At 67.1% G+C, this 13,345-nt stretch carries 23 protein-coding genes and 1 pseudogene; 2 read left to right on the plus strand and 22 right to left on the minus strand.

From position 1 onward, the window contains the following. Window positions 1-23: 23 nt before the first annotated feature. The 7 genes and pseudogenes from EV193_RS20320 to EV193_RS20350 all read right to left on the minus strand — a co-directional run. Window positions 24-245 (minus strand): annotated as a pseudogene (locus EV193_RS20320) (transposase); the annotation flags it as partial. 736 nt (window positions 246-981) lie between these two features. Next, window positions 982-1,761, minus strand: a complete 780-nt coding sequence (gene map, locus EV193_RS20325; protein WP_130345833.1) for a type I methionyl aminopeptidase — start codon at window positions 1,759-1,761, stop codon at window positions 982-984. A 56-nt stretch (window positions 1,762-1,817) separates the two neighbouring features. Further along, on the minus strand, window positions 1,818-2,372 hold the full coding sequence (locus tag EV193_RS20330; protein WP_130345738.1) for an adenylate kinase: 555 nt from the start codon (window positions 2,370-2,372) through the stop codon (window positions 1,818-1,820). Further along, the gene (gene secY / locus EV193_RS20335) at window positions 2,369-3,685 is read right to left on the minus strand and encodes a preprotein translocase subunit SecY (RefSeq protein ID WP_130345739.1); all 1,317 of its coding nucleotides are present in this window, start codon (window positions 3,683-3,685) and stop codon (window positions 2,369-2,371) included. Before secY ends, EV193_RS20330 begins: the two co-directional genes overlap by 4 nt. 173 nt (window positions 3,686-3,858) lie before the next feature. Beyond that, window positions 3,859-4,485, minus strand: coding sequence for a LysE family translocator (locus tag EV193_RS20340; RefSeq protein WP_130345740.1), 627 nt, complete (start codon window positions 4,483-4,485; stop codon window positions 3,859-3,861). 72 nt (window positions 4,486-4,557) lie between these two features. Continuing rightward, window positions 4,558-5,139 carry a hypothetical protein gene (locus EV193_RS20345; RefSeq protein WP_130345741.1) on the minus strand — a complete coding sequence of 194 codons (582 nt, stop codon included), beginning with the start codon at window positions 5,137-5,139 and terminating at the stop codon, window positions 4,558-4,560. A 306-nt stretch (window positions 5,140-5,445) separates the two neighbouring features. Then, entirely contained in the window at window positions 5,446-5,778 is a 333-nt protein-coding gene (locus EV193_RS20350) for a GntR family transcriptional regulator (RefSeq protein ID WP_130345742.1), read from the minus strand. 53 nt (window positions 5,779-5,831) lie between these two features. On the opposite strand from EV193_RS20350, the gene EV193_RS34155 reads away from it, so the two are divergent. Both EV193_RS34155 and EV193_RS34160 read left to right on the plus strand, forming a co-directional pair. Further along, on the plus strand, window positions 5,832-6,164 hold the full coding sequence (locus EV193_RS34155; protein WP_242613520.1) for an ArsR/SmtB family transcription factor: 333 nt from the start codon (window positions 5,832-5,834) through the stop codon (window positions 6,162-6,164). Further along, window positions 6,157-6,618 (plus strand): SRPBCC family protein, encoded by a 462-nt coding sequence (locus tag EV193_RS34160; RefSeq protein WP_130345743.1) that lies wholly within the window; start codon window positions 6,157-6,159, stop codon window positions 6,616-6,618. The genes EV193_RS34155 and EV193_RS34160 overlap by 8 nt, the downstream gene beginning before the upstream one ends. Window positions 6,619-6,854: 236 nt before the next feature. Here EV193_RS34160 and rplO read toward each other — a convergent pair whose 3' ends face one another. From rplO to rplV, 15 genes are all read right to left on the minus strand, one after another. After that, window positions 6,855-7,304 (minus strand): 50S ribosomal protein L15, encoded by a 450-nt coding sequence (gene rplO / locus EV193_RS20365; RefSeq protein ID WP_130345744.1) that lies wholly within the window; start codon window positions 7,302-7,304, stop codon window positions 6,855-6,857. After that, window positions 7,301-7,483, minus strand: a complete 183-nt coding sequence (gene rpmD / locus EV193_RS20370; protein WP_130345835.1) for a 50S ribosomal protein L30 — start codon at window positions 7,481-7,483, stop codon at window positions 7,301-7,303. The genes rplO and rpmD overlap by 4 nt, the downstream gene beginning before the upstream one ends. 5 nt (window positions 7,484-7,488) lie before the next feature. Next, window positions 7,489-8,139: a 30S ribosomal protein S5 gene (gene rpsE / locus EV193_RS20375; protein ID WP_130345745.1), complete on the minus strand. Its 651-nt coding sequence runs from the start codon at window positions 8,137-8,139 to the stop codon at window positions 7,489-7,491. Window positions 8,140-8,170: 31 nt separating this feature from the next. Further along, entirely contained in the window at window positions 8,171-8,578 is a 408-nt protein-coding gene (gene rplR / locus EV193_RS20380) for a 50S ribosomal protein L18 (RefSeq protein ID WP_130345746.1), read from the minus strand. Then, a complete protein-coding gene (gene rplF / locus EV193_RS20385; RefSeq protein WP_130345747.1) occupies window positions 8,575-9,111 on the minus strand; it encodes a 50S ribosomal protein L6 in 537 nt (178 codons plus the stop codon). The genes rplR and rplF overlap by 4 nt, the downstream gene beginning before the upstream one ends. A 15-nt stretch (window positions 9,112-9,126) precedes the next feature. Beyond that, window positions 9,127-9,525: a 30S ribosomal protein S8 gene (gene rpsH, locus EV193_RS20390; protein ID WP_130345748.1), complete on the minus strand. Its 399-nt coding sequence runs from the start codon at window positions 9,523-9,525 to the stop codon at window positions 9,127-9,129. A gap of 64 nt (window positions 9,526-9,589) precedes the next feature. Then, window positions 9,590-9,775 (minus strand): type Z 30S ribosomal protein S14, encoded by a 186-nt coding sequence (locus EV193_RS20395; protein WP_130345749.1) that lies wholly within the window; start codon window positions 9,773-9,775, stop codon window positions 9,590-9,592. Beyond that, window positions 9,775-10,338, minus strand: a complete 564-nt coding sequence (gene rplE, locus EV193_RS20400; protein ID WP_130345750.1) for a 50S ribosomal protein L5 — start codon at window positions 10,336-10,338, stop codon at window positions 9,775-9,777. Before rplE ends, EV193_RS20395 begins: the two co-directional genes overlap by 1 nt. 2 nt (window positions 10,339-10,340) lie before the next feature. Continuing rightward, complete coding sequence (gene rplX / locus EV193_RS20405) at window positions 10,341-10,664, minus strand: 50S ribosomal protein L24 (protein WP_130345751.1); 324 nt, start codon at window positions 10,662-10,664, stop codon at window positions 10,341-10,343. A 2-nt stretch (window positions 10,665-10,666) separates the two neighbouring features. Next, entirely contained in the window at window positions 10,667-11,035 is a 369-nt protein-coding gene (gene rplN / locus EV193_RS20410; protein ID WP_130345752.1) for a 50S ribosomal protein L14, read from the minus strand. Between the two features lie 67 nt (window positions 11,036-11,102). Then, on the minus strand, window positions 11,103-11,381 hold the full coding sequence (gene rpsQ, locus EV193_RS20415; protein WP_130345753.1) for a 30S ribosomal protein S17: 279 nt from the start codon (window positions 11,379-11,381) through the stop codon (window positions 11,103-11,105). After that, window positions 11,378-11,632 carry a 50S ribosomal protein L29 gene (gene rpmC / locus EV193_RS20420; protein ID WP_130345754.1) on the minus strand — a complete coding sequence of 85 codons (255 nt, stop codon included), beginning with the start codon at window positions 11,630-11,632 and terminating at the stop codon, window positions 11,378-11,380. Before rpmC ends, rpsQ begins: the two co-directional genes overlap by 4 nt. Continuing rightward, window positions 11,632-12,051: a 50S ribosomal protein L16 gene (rplP, locus tag EV193_RS20425; RefSeq protein WP_130345755.1), complete on the minus strand. Its 420-nt coding sequence runs from the start codon at window positions 12,049-12,051 to the stop codon at window positions 11,632-11,634. Before rplP ends, rpmC begins: the two co-directional genes overlap by 1 nt. 3 nt (window positions 12,052-12,054) lie before the next feature. After that, a complete protein-coding gene (gene rpsC / locus EV193_RS20430) occupies window positions 12,055-12,897 on the minus strand; it encodes a 30S ribosomal protein S3 (protein ID WP_130345756.1) in 843 nt (280 codons plus the stop codon). Continuing rightward, window positions 12,897-13,331, minus strand: coding sequence for a 50S ribosomal protein L22 (gene rplV / locus EV193_RS20435; protein WP_130345757.1), 435 nt, complete (start codon window positions 13,329-13,331; stop codon window positions 12,897-12,899). Before rplV ends, rpsC begins: the two co-directional genes overlap by 1 nt. Window positions 13,332-13,345: the final 14 nt, after the last annotated feature.

The raw sequence follows: 13,345 nt of genomic DNA on the forward strand, positions 1-13,345 counted from the left end.
ACACAGCAAACTTGACAAGCCCTGGCAGCGTTCAACTCGGCCAGCAGTTGGCGGTGGAGTCGGTCGAACACGCCGGCCTGCTGCCAGTCCCGTAACCGACGCCAGCACGTCATCCCCGAGCCAAACCCCAACTCCTGCGGCAAGTCTTCCCACCCGATCCCGGTGAACAGCACAAACAAGATCCCTTGCAGCAACGGCTCGATCCGCGCCCACAACTCATCCGACACAACCCATGGCGCAGCCACACCAAGATCATCTCAAACCAAGATCATCAATGTGTTAGGGGCTCTAAGTGCCAGTACCAACGCAGATGAAAGCCAACCTAACACCTTGGTCGGATGTCAGACCGTGAAACAAGGAACCTGCGACACTGCTCCAAAAGGGTGATCCTTACGTCACTACAAAGATCCATTGACCAATCAACCCGGCATCGGTACCGTCATCAGTGTTCGGGGGTCAACTGGGTGGCTAATTCATCGATAAATGGGGATTGCACATGAAAGCAAGGCGAAGAATGACGCGTGCGCTAAGCATGGCCTTTGCGACGCTAACCTTGATCATCCTAACAGGCTCAACAACAGTTGCTGCAGCAACCGCATCAGCGACTGTCACACCAACGATACTAGGTGAAGCGCAATGCGCTGGCACCCCGCACCCTAACCCAGGCCTCATCTGCATCAGAGTCGACACCGGTCACAACTGGCACAGGGTGACGGTCTGGTATGACAAGCGAGGCGGGGCTCCGGAGCGGGTTCGACTGGGGTACCAAGCAATAGGTGCCGATCGTCATTGGGATCAAGCCCCATTTATAACCGATGGCGGAATACGGGGGTATGCATGGCCCTGGCCATGGCCGGGACCGGGTTGTTATGACGGATTTAAAGTCTTGGTGCATGCAGTAGAATATCGTTGGAGCGGAAGAACCTGCGTCTGACTGCTCAACATCATAAGACGCAGAGCTAGTATTGCGAAATGAACAGATTAGCGTTGGGCCACGGGTGCAGTCAGCACCCGTGGCCCATTCTCGGTGATCGCCACCGTGTGCTCCCAGTGCGCGGCCCGCGAGCCGTCCAGGGTGACGACCGTCCAGCCGTCGTCCAGCTCCTCGGTGCGGTCGGTGCCCAGCGTGATCATGGGTTCGATGGCGATCGCCATGCCCGGCCGCAGCCTCGGCCCCTTGCCCGGCTTGCCGTGGTTGGGCAGGAACGGGTCCATGTGCATGGCGGTGCCGATGCCGTGGCCGCCGTAGCCCTTCACGATGCCGTACTCGGTGCCGTGCTCCCGGCCGCTGGCGAGCACCGAGGTCTCGATCGCGTGCGAGATGTCAGTCAGCTTGCCGCCGGCGAGTGCCGCTCCGATACCGGCCAGCATCGATGCCCTGGTCACCTCGGACAGCCGGACGCTGGCCGCCTCGACCGTGCCGACCTCGATCGTCACCGCCGAGTCGCCGTGCCAGCCGTCCAGGATCGCGCCGCAGTCCACGGAGATCAGGTCGCCGTCCTCGAGCACCTGCGTCGCACTCGGAATCCCGTGCACCACCTGTTCGTTCACCGACGCGCAGATGCTCGCCGGGAAGCCGTGGTAGCCCTTGAACGACGGGACCGCGCCGGCGTCGGCGATGATCTGCTCGGCGATCTCGTCCAGGTCGGCGGTGCTCACGCCGGGCCGCGCCGCCTCGGTCATCGCGGCGAGCGCCTTGGCCACCACGATGCCGGCCGCGCGCATCGCGTCCAGCTCACCCGGCGACTTGACCTCGATCATGCGCCCACGCAGCGACGCGATGCCGAGTCGGATCCCGGCGATCGGGCCGCCACTGGTCACGTCCGGGAGCGCAGCGCGTTCAGCACGCGCTCGGTGATCTCGTCGACCTCGCCCACCGCGTCCACGGTGACCAGCATGTCGCGGTAGTAGTCGAGCAGCGGAGCCGTCTCCGAGACGTAGACGTGCTGCCGGTGCCGGATCACGTCCTCGCTGTCGTCGGTACGACCGCGAGCCAGCAGGCGGCCGACCACCACGTCCTCGTCGACTTTCAGCTCCAGCACGGCGTCCAGCTTGTGGCCGGCGTCGTCCAGGATCTCGCCGAGCCGCTCGGCCTGGCCGACGTTGCGCGGGAAACCGTCGAGCAGAAACCCGACGGCGGTGTCCGGCTGCTCGAGCCGCTCGCGCACCATCTCGTTGGTGACCTCGTCCGGCACGAGCTTGCCGGCGTCCAGATAGCGCTGGACGTCGCGGCCGAGCTCAGTCTGCTCCGCGATGTTGGCGCGGAACAGGTCCCCGGTCGAGATGTGGGGAATGTTCAGCCTGGTGCTCAACGCCGTCGCCTGCGTGCCCTTCCCCGCACCGGGAGGGCCGACGAGCACGACGCGCGTCACCGGAGGAATCCTTCGTACCTGCGCTGCACCAGCTGGGTCTCGATCTGGCGCACGGTCTCCAGACCGACACCGACCATGATCAGCACGGCGGTGCCGCCGAACGGGAAGTTCTGGTTCTGGCCCTGCTGCGTAACGCTGAGGAAGAAGTTCGGCAGGATCGCGATGATGCCGAGGTAGATCGACCCGGGCAGGGTGATCCGGCCGAGCACGAACTTCAGGTACTCCGCGGTCGGGCGGCCGGGGCGGATGCCCGGGATGAAGCCGCCGAACTTCTTCATCTCGTCCGCGCGCTCGTTCACGTCGAACGTGATCGTGATGTAGAAGTACGTGAAGAAGATGATCAGCGCGAAGTAGCCGAGGATGTGCACCCAGCTCGACTGGTCGGTGACGTACTTCGATACGAACTCGGCGAACCAGCCGGTCTGCCCGGCGAGCCGGGAGATCAGGTCCGGCAGGTACAGCAGCGAGGACGCGAAGATCACCGGGATGACGCCGGCCTGGTTCACCTTCAACGGCAGGTAGGTCGACGTGCCGCCGTACATCCGGCGGCCGATCATGCGCTTGGCGTACTGCACCGGGATGCGGCGCTGGCCCTGCTCGACGAACACGACGCTGGCGATGATCAGCAAGCCGAACACACAGACCACGGCGAACACCAGGCCGCCCTGGTTCTGCAGGATCGCGCCGCCCTCTGCGGGGATGCGGGCCGCGATGTTCAGGAAGATCAGCAGCGACATGCCGTTGCCGATACCGCGCTCGGTGATCAGCTCACCCAGCCACATGATCACGGAGGTGCCGGCGGTCATCACGATGACGATCATCGCCAGGGTCACCCAGCTGTCACCCGGGATGATGTCCATCGGGTTGCCGGCGGAGTCCTTGCAGTCGCTGAACAGTTGCCCGCGGTCGGCCATCGCGACGATGCCGGTGGCCTGCAGGACCGCGAGCGCGATCGTGAGGTAGCGGGTGTACTGCGTCAGCTTGGACTGGCCGGACTGGCCTTCCTTCTTCAGTGCCTCGAACTTCGGGATCACCACGGTGAGCAACTGGACGATGATGCTCGCGGTGATATACGGCATGATGCCGAGCGCGAACACGGCCAACTGCAGCATGGCGCCACCGCTGAACAGGTTCAGCAGGGCGTAGATCCCCTCGTTCTGCACACCGGAGATGCACTGCTGCACCCGCGGGTAGGACACTCCGGGGGCCGGCAGCGTGGCACCGATTCGGTACACCACGACGATCATCAGCGTGAAGAGGATCTTGCGGCGCAGATCCGGCGTCGCGAGAGCCGAGCGGAAGGCGCTGAGCACGCAAGAACCTCCTCGGCGTCGCCGAGTTACACCCCGGCGAACAAACGTAGCCGACAGGCAGCCGGCAGGGACCCCTGGTAGACAACCAGGAACGCTCCGGGGAGCTCCTCACCCCGAAGCGCGCTCACGACTGTAACAGGACGCCTGGCGCGGCCGGCACCCGCCGGTCGCCGCTACCTGGAGGCGGCCAGCATGCCGGCGACGCCCAGCAGCGCGAGGCCGGTCCCCCTGTCCACGTTCCGCTGGGCGCGCACGGACATCCGCACCGACCGGATGATCCCGCCGACCAGGACGAACACCGTGCCGGCGGCCAGTTCGGCGACCAGGTAGACCAGTCCGAGCAGGGCGACCTGCAGCGCCACCGGCCCGCGCGCCGACTCGACGAACTGGGGCAGGAACGCGGTCATGATCAGTACGGCCTTGGGGTTGCCGGCGCAGACCAGGAACTCCTTGCGCACCAAGGGAAACAGTGATTTAACGGCATCTTCGTCGGCCAGCGGGCCGAGTTCGCCAGGACCGTGCCGCCAGGTGTTCACCAGGATCCGTACGCCCAGATAGACCAGGTACGCGACACCGGCCCACTTGATGATCGTCAACGCGAGCTCGGAGGAGGCGAGCAGCGGGCCGAGGCCGGCGGCGACGGCGGCGATCATCAGGGCCATCGCGACGAGCCGGCCGGACAGCCCGGTGAGCGCGCGCAGGGCGCCGTGCCGGATCGCGTGGTGCATGCCGAGCAGGTTGTTCGCACCCGGCGTCATCGCGATCAGGAACGCCGCGCCGAAGAAGACCACCAGCCACATGGACGCAGCCTCGCCCGCCGGCGCCCCTGATGTCCACCCGATAATCGACGTTTCAGTCCCGCCGCCGCGCGATCAGCGTGTTGAGCAGCCCGGCGCCGCGTTCCGCGTCGTCGATGCTGACCGCGAACTCCTTGCCGCCCGAGTACCGCACCACCAGCAGTCTCCGCCGCGCAGCATGACGGTGACGTCGCCGGGGAGTCCTCGGAATCCCCAACCGCCGACCCGGGCCGGACGGCGCTGCTCGGCCCAGGCCCGCTCAAGGCCCGACAGCGGAAAGCGCCAGCGTGGCTGGCCCAGCCAGCCGAGCCGGACGGTGAAGCCCTGATCGTTCACCGCCCCGCTCACCGAGCCGAGCATGGTGCCGAGCACCGCGACGATGAGCACCGAGATCACGACCGGCACCGCCACGACCGCGGGCGCCCACAGCAGCGTGCCGAGCGAGATCAGTCCCGACGCGACCACGACGGCGGGCAGCAACCGGGTGGTGGGACGCGGCGACTCGTCGCCGGACGGTCGCTCGTCCGGCCCGAGCCGGCCGAGGAGCCACCCGGCGACAGCGAAGACCGCCGACGCGCCCAGGACGAGGAGGAGATGCCACGGCGCCATCCGGGCGTCCCGCCAACTCGATATGCCGTAGTTCTGCACGATCATCATGGCGACGATGCCCAGTGGAAGCCCGCCGATGGGCCCCTGCAGGCCGGCGTAGAAACCGCGCGCGCCGACGCGTCATGGCTTTCTGCCAGACGAGCGACATCATCGCGATGCCGACGGGCCCCAACACGACCGCCAGCGGCCACACCGAGTTCGCGAGCGAGTCCGAGCCGTCGGGAGGCCCGGACAACGCGGGGAAATGCGTGGCGACCGGATCGGGCAGACGATCGGCGAACAGGAACGGCACGGCGAGGATGGCCACGACGACCGAGACCCACCACACCAGCGTCGCCGCCACGAGACGGGATCTCATCGCATCGCCCCGATCAGTTCGATGATCTCCGTGCGGCTGACGCCGTACTTCTCGGCGAGCCGCACCAGGTCGTGCAGGCGCTCGACGATCTCCCCGCGGCCGCCGCGCGCCGCGGTGTTCACGCTGATCCCACGGCCCCGCCGGAACTCCAGCAGGCCCTCGTCCCGCAGTTCGCGCAGAGCGCGGAGCACGGTGTTCACGTTGATCCCGAGCATCTCGGCGATTTCTTTGGCCGGCGGCAGCCGATCCGGCGCCTCCCCGGAGGCGATCGCACCCCGGAGCGCCGCCGCGACCTGGTCGTGCAGCGGTCTCGGGTCCGCCGAGTTCACTCCATCGCTCGAGACCTTGACAGGCAACCATTCAGTTGCCTAATTTTGTCGTCATGGAGGCCGAAGCCGAGTTGGACGCCGTGTTCAAGGCGCTCGCCGACCGGACCCGGCGGGCGGTGCTCGACCGTCTTCGGGAGCGCGGCGGGCTCACGCTGGTGGACTTGTGCGAGCACATGGAGATGAGCCGGCAGGCCGTGTCCAAGCACGTCGCGATCCTCGAGTCGGCCGGGCTCGTCGCGACGCGGCGCAGCGGGCGGGAGAAGTTGCACTACCTCAACCCGATTCCCATCCACGAGATCCAGGAACGGTGGATCTCCCGGTACGAACGCGGCCGGCTGGCCGCGCTGGCCAACCTCAAGAACGCGCTGGAGGGGCGGAATGACTGACCAGACCTACCTGTACACGCTCTACATCGAGTCCACCCGGGAGAAGGTGTGGGACGCGTTGATCAACCCCGAGTTCACCCGGCAGTACTGGAACGGCCGGATCGTCGACTCGGAATGGCGGCTCGGCGCGGCGGTCACGGTTCGGCACGACTACGACGACGTGATCGAGTCGGTCGGAGAGGTGCTCGAGTACGACCCGCCGCACCGGCTCACCTACGCCACGGCGCCACACCCCGACACGGGCAACCCGGCACCGAGGACGACGGTCGACTACCTGCTCCAGCCGCTGGGTGAGCACGTTGTCCTGCTGACCGTGACGCACACCGGGCTGGACGAGCAGTCGCTGCGCGGAGTGTCCGGCGGCTGGCCGGCCATCCTGTCCAACCTCAAGTCACTGCTGGAGACGGGACGGCCGCTGTCCATGCCCGCCGAGGTCCTCGCAGCATATCGGTGAACGACGGATATCGGTCGGCTCGCCATGGGCGCGGACGCCCCAAGGGAGGACAGCGACGCCGACCTCGACGCGCTGTCCGAGATCGACTTCGCCGACCGGGCCACTGTCTGGCGCTCAAACTGATCGCCGAGGTCACCGGGCAACGCCATGAATGGGTCGTGGAGCGCGGCTCGATCGACTGACATACGACGACGGGCCGGCCTGGAGTCCAGGCCGGCCCGTCGTGTGTCTTGCGTTTACAGCGCGGTGGCGGTCCCACCGGCAGCGGTGATCTTCTCGTGCGCGGAGCCGGAGAACTTGTGCGCGGTGACCTCCAGCTTGACGCCGTCGAGGTCGCCGTCGCCGAGCACCTTCACCAGCGAGTTCTTCCGCACCAGGCCGGCCTCGACCAGGTCGGACACGCCGATCTTGCCGCCCTTGGGGAACAACCGGGCGATGTCGCCCAGGTTCACCGGCTGGTACTCGGTGCGGAACCGGTTCTTGAAGCCACGCAGCTTCGGCAGCCGCATGTGGATGGGCATCTGCCCACCCTCGAAACCGGCCGGCACGTTCTTGCGGGCCTTGGTGCCCTTGGTACCGCGACCGGCGGTCTTGCCGCGCTTGCCGCCCTCACCGCGACCGACGCGGATCTTCTCGGTCTTGGCGCCCGGGGCCGGCCGCAAGTGGTGGATCTTGATGGCCATCAGTCGACCTCCTCGACAGTCACGAGGTGGCGAACCGTGTGGATCAGGCCGCGCACCTCGGGGGTGTCATCGCGCACCGTCGACTGGCGAATCTTGCGCAGGCCCAGAGTCCGCAGCGAGTCACGGTGGTTCTGCTTGGTGCCGATCGTGCTGCGCACCTGGGTGATCTTGATCGTTGCCATGTCGATCACGCGCCCTTCGCAGCCTGGGCGGCAGCCGCACGTGCGCGCAGCATGCCGGCCGGTGCGACGTCCTCGAGCGGCAGGCCACGGCGAGCCGCGACCTCCTCCGGACGCTGCAGGCCCTTCAACGCGGTCACCGTGGCGTGCACGATGTTGATCGCGTTGTCGCTGCCGAGCGACTTGGACAGCACGTCGTGCACGCCGGCGCACTCCAGCACCGCACGCACCGGGCCACCGGCGATCACACCGGTACCGGCCGACGCGGGACGCAGCAGCACGACGCCGGCAGCGGCCTCACCGGTGATCGGGTGCGGGATGGTGCCACCGATCCGAGGAACCTTGAAGAAGTTCTTCTTCGCCTCCTCGACGCCCTTGGCGATGGCGGCCGGCACCTCCTTCGCCTTGCCGTAGCCGACACCGACCATGCCGTCGCCGTCACCGACGACGACCAGAGCGGTGAAGCTGAAGCGACGACCACCCTTGACGACCTTGGCGACGCGGTTGATCGCCACGACGCGCTCGAGGTGCGGGGTCTTGTCCTGGGCCGCCCCGCCACGGCCACCATCGCGCCGGTCCCTGCGGTCCCGGCCGCCACCGCGTTCGCGGTCGCCGCCCGGTCCGCCCTGACCGCCACCTTGCCGTTGACGTCCCGGCATCAGGCTGTCCCTTCCATCTCGTTGTGCTGCATCAGAACTCCAGACCCGCCTCACGGGCCGCGTCGGCGAGCGAGGCGATCCGGCCGTGGTAGTCGTAGCCACCGCGGTCGAAGACCACCTTGCTGATGCCGGCGTCCTTGGCGCGGGCGGCGATCAGCTCGCCGACCTTGGCCGCCTTGGCCTTCTTGTCGCCGTCCGCCGTCCGCACGTCGGCCTCGAGGCTCGACGCGGACGCCAGCGTGCGGCCGACGAGGTCGTCGACCAGCTGCACGACGATGTGTCGCGAAGACCGGTTGACGACCAGGCGGGGGCGCTCCGGCGTGCCACTGACCTTCTTGCGGAGCCGGAAGTGCCTGCGCGCCCTGGCGACACGCCGTCGGGTGGAGATGTCCTTGCCGACGGGCTTGCGCTTGGTAACAGTCGTTTCAGCCATGATCACTTACCCGTCTTTCCGACCTTGCGCCGGATCTTCTCGCCCTCGTAGCGAACGCCCTTGCCCTTGTACGGGTCGGGCTTGCGCAGCTTGCGGATGTTCGCGGCGACCTCGCCGACCCGCTGCTTGTCGATGCCGGAGACGGACAGCTTCGTCGGGCCCTCCACCTTGAAGGTGATGCCCTCGGGAGCGCTGACCTTCACGGAGTGGCTGTACCCGAGCGCGAACTCCAGGTCCGAACCCTTGAGCTGGACGCGGTAACCGACGCCGTGGATCTCGAGCTTCTTCTCGTAGCCGTCGGTCACACCGACGACCAGGTTCTCCACCAGCGTGCGGCTCAAGCCGTGCAGCGCACGGCTCTTGCGCTCGTCGTCCGGACGCTTGACCTCGAGCGTGCCGTCGTTGTTCTCGACGGTGATCGGCTCGGCCAGCGTGTGCGACAGGGTGCCCTTGGGCCCCTTCACGGTGATGTTCCTGCCGTCGATCTGCACGTCCACCCCAGCGGGGACGGTGATCGGCAGCTTTCCGATGCGCGACATGTCCTGCCCCCTCCCTTACCAGACGTAGGCGAGGACTTCCCCGCCTACACGCTGCTTGGTGGCCTGCCGGTCGGTGAGCAGCCCGCCGGACGTGGAGATGATCGCCACGCCCAGGCCGCCGAGCACCTTCGGGAGGTCCGTCGACTTGGCGTACACCCGCAGACCGGGCTTCGACACGCGCCGGAGGCCGGCGATGCTGCGCTCCCGGTTCGGGCCGTACTTCAGCTCGACGACGAGGTTCTTGCCCTTCTCGCCCTCCTGGTCGCGGTAGCCCGCGATGTAACCCTCGCGCTTGAGGATGTCGGCGATGTTCGCCTTGAGCTTGGAGTGCGGCAGCACGACCTCGTCGTGGTACGCCGAGTTGGCGTTGCGCAGACGCGTCAGGAAGTCTGCGATCGGGTCGGTCATCGTCATGGTGACCTGTCAACCTTTCTCGCCTGGTTCCCCTGTGGGGCCTGGACGATTTCGAGGGTCTCGTTTACCAGCTGGACTTGCTCACTCCGGGCAGCTCACCGCGGTGAGCCATCTCCCGGAGGCAAATCCGGCACAGGCCGAACTTGCGGAACACCGAGTGCGGGCGGCCGCACCGCTGGCAGCGGGTGTAGGCGCGCACCTTGAACTTCGGCTTCTTGGCAGCCTTGTGGACCAGTGCCTTCTTGGCCATCAGTTCTCCTTGAACGGGAAGCCCAGGTGCTTCAGCAGCGCCCGGCCCTCCGCGTCGTTGGTGGCGGTGGTGACGATCGTGATGTCCATGCCTCGCGGACGGTCGATCGAGTCCGGGTCGATCTCGTGGAACATCGACTGCTCGTTGAGGCCGAACGTGTAGTTGCCGTTGCCGTCGAACTGCTTGGGCGACAGGCCGCGGAAGTCGCGGATACGCGGCAGCGCGATGGTCAGCAGCCGGTCCAGGAACTCCCACATGCGGTCACCGCGGAGGGTGGCGCGCGCGCCGATCGGCATGCCCTCGCGCAGCTTGAACTGCGCGATGGACTTGCGCGCCTTGCGGACCTCGGGCTTCTGGCCGGTGATCGTGGCCAGGTCGCGGACCGCGCCGTCGATCAGCTTGCCGTCGCGGGCGGCGTCGCCGACACCCATGTTCACGACGACCTTCACCACGCCGGGGATCTGCATGACGTTGTCGAAGGAGAAGTCCTTCTGCAGCGCCGCCTTGATCTCGTCGCGGTACCGGGTCTTCAACCGGGGGACGATCTTCTCACTCGTGGTCATGATCAGATCTCCTTCCCGTCGTTCTCGCCACCGCGAGCCACGCGGACCTTGCGGCCGTTCTCGTCGAACTTGTAGCCGACACGGGTGGGCTTGCCGCCGGGGCCGACCACCATCACGTTGCTGACGTGGATGGGAGCCTCCTGCGTGATGATCCCGCCGGACTGCGCGCCGCGCTGCGACTGCGTGATCCGGGTGTGCTTCTTGATCCGGTTGACGCCCTCGACCAGGACCTTGTTGTCCCTCGGGTAGGCCTGGATGACCTTGCCCTTGGCACCCTTGTCCTTGCCGGCGATGACGACGACCGTGTCGCCCTTCTTGACCTTCATGTTCAGAGCACCTCCGGCGCCAGCGAGATGATCTTCATGAACTTCTTGTCGCGCAGCTCGCGACCGACCGGGCCGAAGATGCGGGTGCCGCGCGGCTCGTTGTCCGGCTTGATCAGCACGGCGGCGTTCTCGTCGAACCGGATGTAGGAACCGTCCGGACGACGCTTCTCCTTCACCGTGCGGACGATCACGGCCTTGACCACGTCGCCCTTCTTCACGTTGGCACCGGGGATCGCGTCCTTGACGGTGGCGACGATGATGTCGCCGATGCCCGCGTAGCGACGCGCGGAACCGCCGAGTACACGGATGCAGAGAATCTCCTTGGCACCCGTGTTGTCGGCGACGCGCAGTCGCGACTCCTGCTGGATCACTTACTTCTCCTGACCATTCTTGGCTGTCAGATTTCCGACCTGAACAGCTCGGTCGAACTCGCTGGTGTTACTTGGCCTTCTCGAGGATCTCCACCAAGCGCCAGCGCTTGGTGGCGCTCAGCGGGCGGGTCTCCATCAGCAGGACCCGGTCGCCCGGACCCGCGGTGTTGTTCTCGTCGTGCGCCTTGACCTTGGTGGTCGTGCGCATGACCTTCCCGTACAGCGGGTGCTTCTTGCGGTCCTCGAGGCTGACCACGATCGTCTTGTCCATCTTGTCGGACACGACGAGGCCCTCGCGGACCTTGCGGCGGTTACGGGTCACGGTCTCTGTCTTCTCGTCGCTCATGCGGCACCCTCGTCAGTAGTCGCGGTGACCTCGTCCGGGGTCACCGAGAGGCCGAGCTCGCGCTCGCGCATCACGGTGTAGACGCGTGCGATCTCCTGCCGCACGGCGCGCAGCCGGCGGTTGTTGTCCAGCTGGCCGGTGGCCATCTGGAACCGCAGGTTGAACAGCTCTTCCTTCGACTCGCGCAAGCGCAGCACGAGCTCCTCGTCGTTCAGCTCGCGCAGGTCCGATGCTGTCGTCCCGGCTGCCATCAGAAGTCACCACCCTCACGCGTGACGATGCGGCACTTCATCGGCAGCTTGTGGATCGCGCGACGAAGGGCCTCGCGGGCAACGGCCTCGTTCGGGAAGCTCATCTCGAACATGACCCGGCCCGGCTTGACGTTGGCCACCCAGTGCTCCGGCGAGCCCTTGCCGGAACCCATGCGGGTTTCGGCGGGCTTCTTGGTCAGCGGGCGGTCCGGGAAGATGTTGATCCACACCTTGCCACCACGGCGGATGTGCCGGTTGATGGCGATACGCGCGGACTCGATCTGCCGGTTGGTGACGTAGGCCGGCTCCAGCGCCTGGATGCCGAGCTCGCCGAAGGTCACCTTCGTCCCGCCCTTGGCCATGCCGGACCGCTTCGGGTGGTGCTGCTTGCGGTGCTTGACCTTGCGTGGGATGAGCATTCCTCAGCCCTCCCCGTTTTCCTGTGTCGTCGCGGTCTCGGCCGGCTTCTCAGCCGGCGCGGGGGCCGCGGTGGCCTGCTCGGCCGCGGCGCGCGCGGCCTCGGTGCTGGTCGCCGTGGTGCCCGAGGCGCCACTGCGACGCGGCCGGTTCGGGCGCTCACGACGCGGCTGGCGCGGCTCGGCCGCGGTCTGCTCGCGCGCGTCGCGCTCACGCCGGCCGCCGACCACGTCACCCTTGTAGATCCACACCTTCACGCCGATGCGGCCGAACGTGGTGCGGGACTCGAAGAAGCCGTAGTCGATGTCGGCGCGCAGCGTGTGCAGCGGAACCCGGCCCTCGCGGTAGTGCTCGGAGCGGGACATCTCCGCGCCGCCGAGACGGCCGGAGCACTGCACCCGGATGCCCTTGACCTGCGGCGAGCGCATGGCCGACTGGATGGCCTTGCGCATCGCGCGCCGGAAGGCGACGCGGTTGGACAGCTGCTCGGCGACACCCTGGGCCACCAGCTGAGCGTCGGCCTCGGAGTTCTTCACCTCGAGGATGTTCAGCTGGACCTGCTTCTTGGTGAGCTTCTCCAGCTCACCGCGAATGCGGTCGGCCTCGGCGCCGCGGCGGCCGATGACGATGCCCGGCCGGGCGGTGTGGATGTCGACGCGAACGCGGTCACGGGTGCGCTCGATCTCCACCTTGGAGATGCCCGCGCGCTCCATGCCCTTGCTCAGCAGCCGACGGATCTTGACGTCCTCGGCCACGTACTCCGCGTACTGCTTGTCGGCGTACCAGCGGGACTTCCAGTCGGTGGTGATCCCCAGCCGGAAGCCGTGCGGGTTGATTTTCTGACCCACTAGCGGGCACTCCCCTTCGCGCTGGACTTCTTCTTCGGCGTCTTCTTGGGCTCTGCCTTCTTCGGCCGCGACTCCACCTCGACGGTGATGTGGCTCGTACGCTTGCGGATGCGGTACGCACGACCCTGCGCGCGCGGCCGGAACCGCTTGAGCGTCGGCCCCTCGTCCACGTAGATCGTGGACACCCAGAGCGTGTCCGGGTCGAGGTCGAGGTTGTTCTCGGCGTTGGCCGCCGCGCTGGCGATCACCTTCGCCACCGGCTCGCTCGCCGCCTGCGGGGCGAACTCCAGCAGGGCCAAGGCCTCGCCGACGCTGCGTCCGCGGATCAGGTCGACGACCCGCCGCACCTTCATCGGCGTGGCGCGGACGTAGCGAGCCCGAGCCGTGGCGCGCGGGAGTTCCTCCTGCGCGGCGGCTTCAGTCTGGGCGTTCATCGCTTATCCCTTGC

This window comes from Herbihabitans rhizosphaerae, from assembly GCF_004216555.1.
Lineage (GTDB): Bacteria > Actinomycetota > Actinomycetes > Mycobacteriales > Pseudonocardiaceae > Herbihabitans > Herbihabitans rhizosphaerae.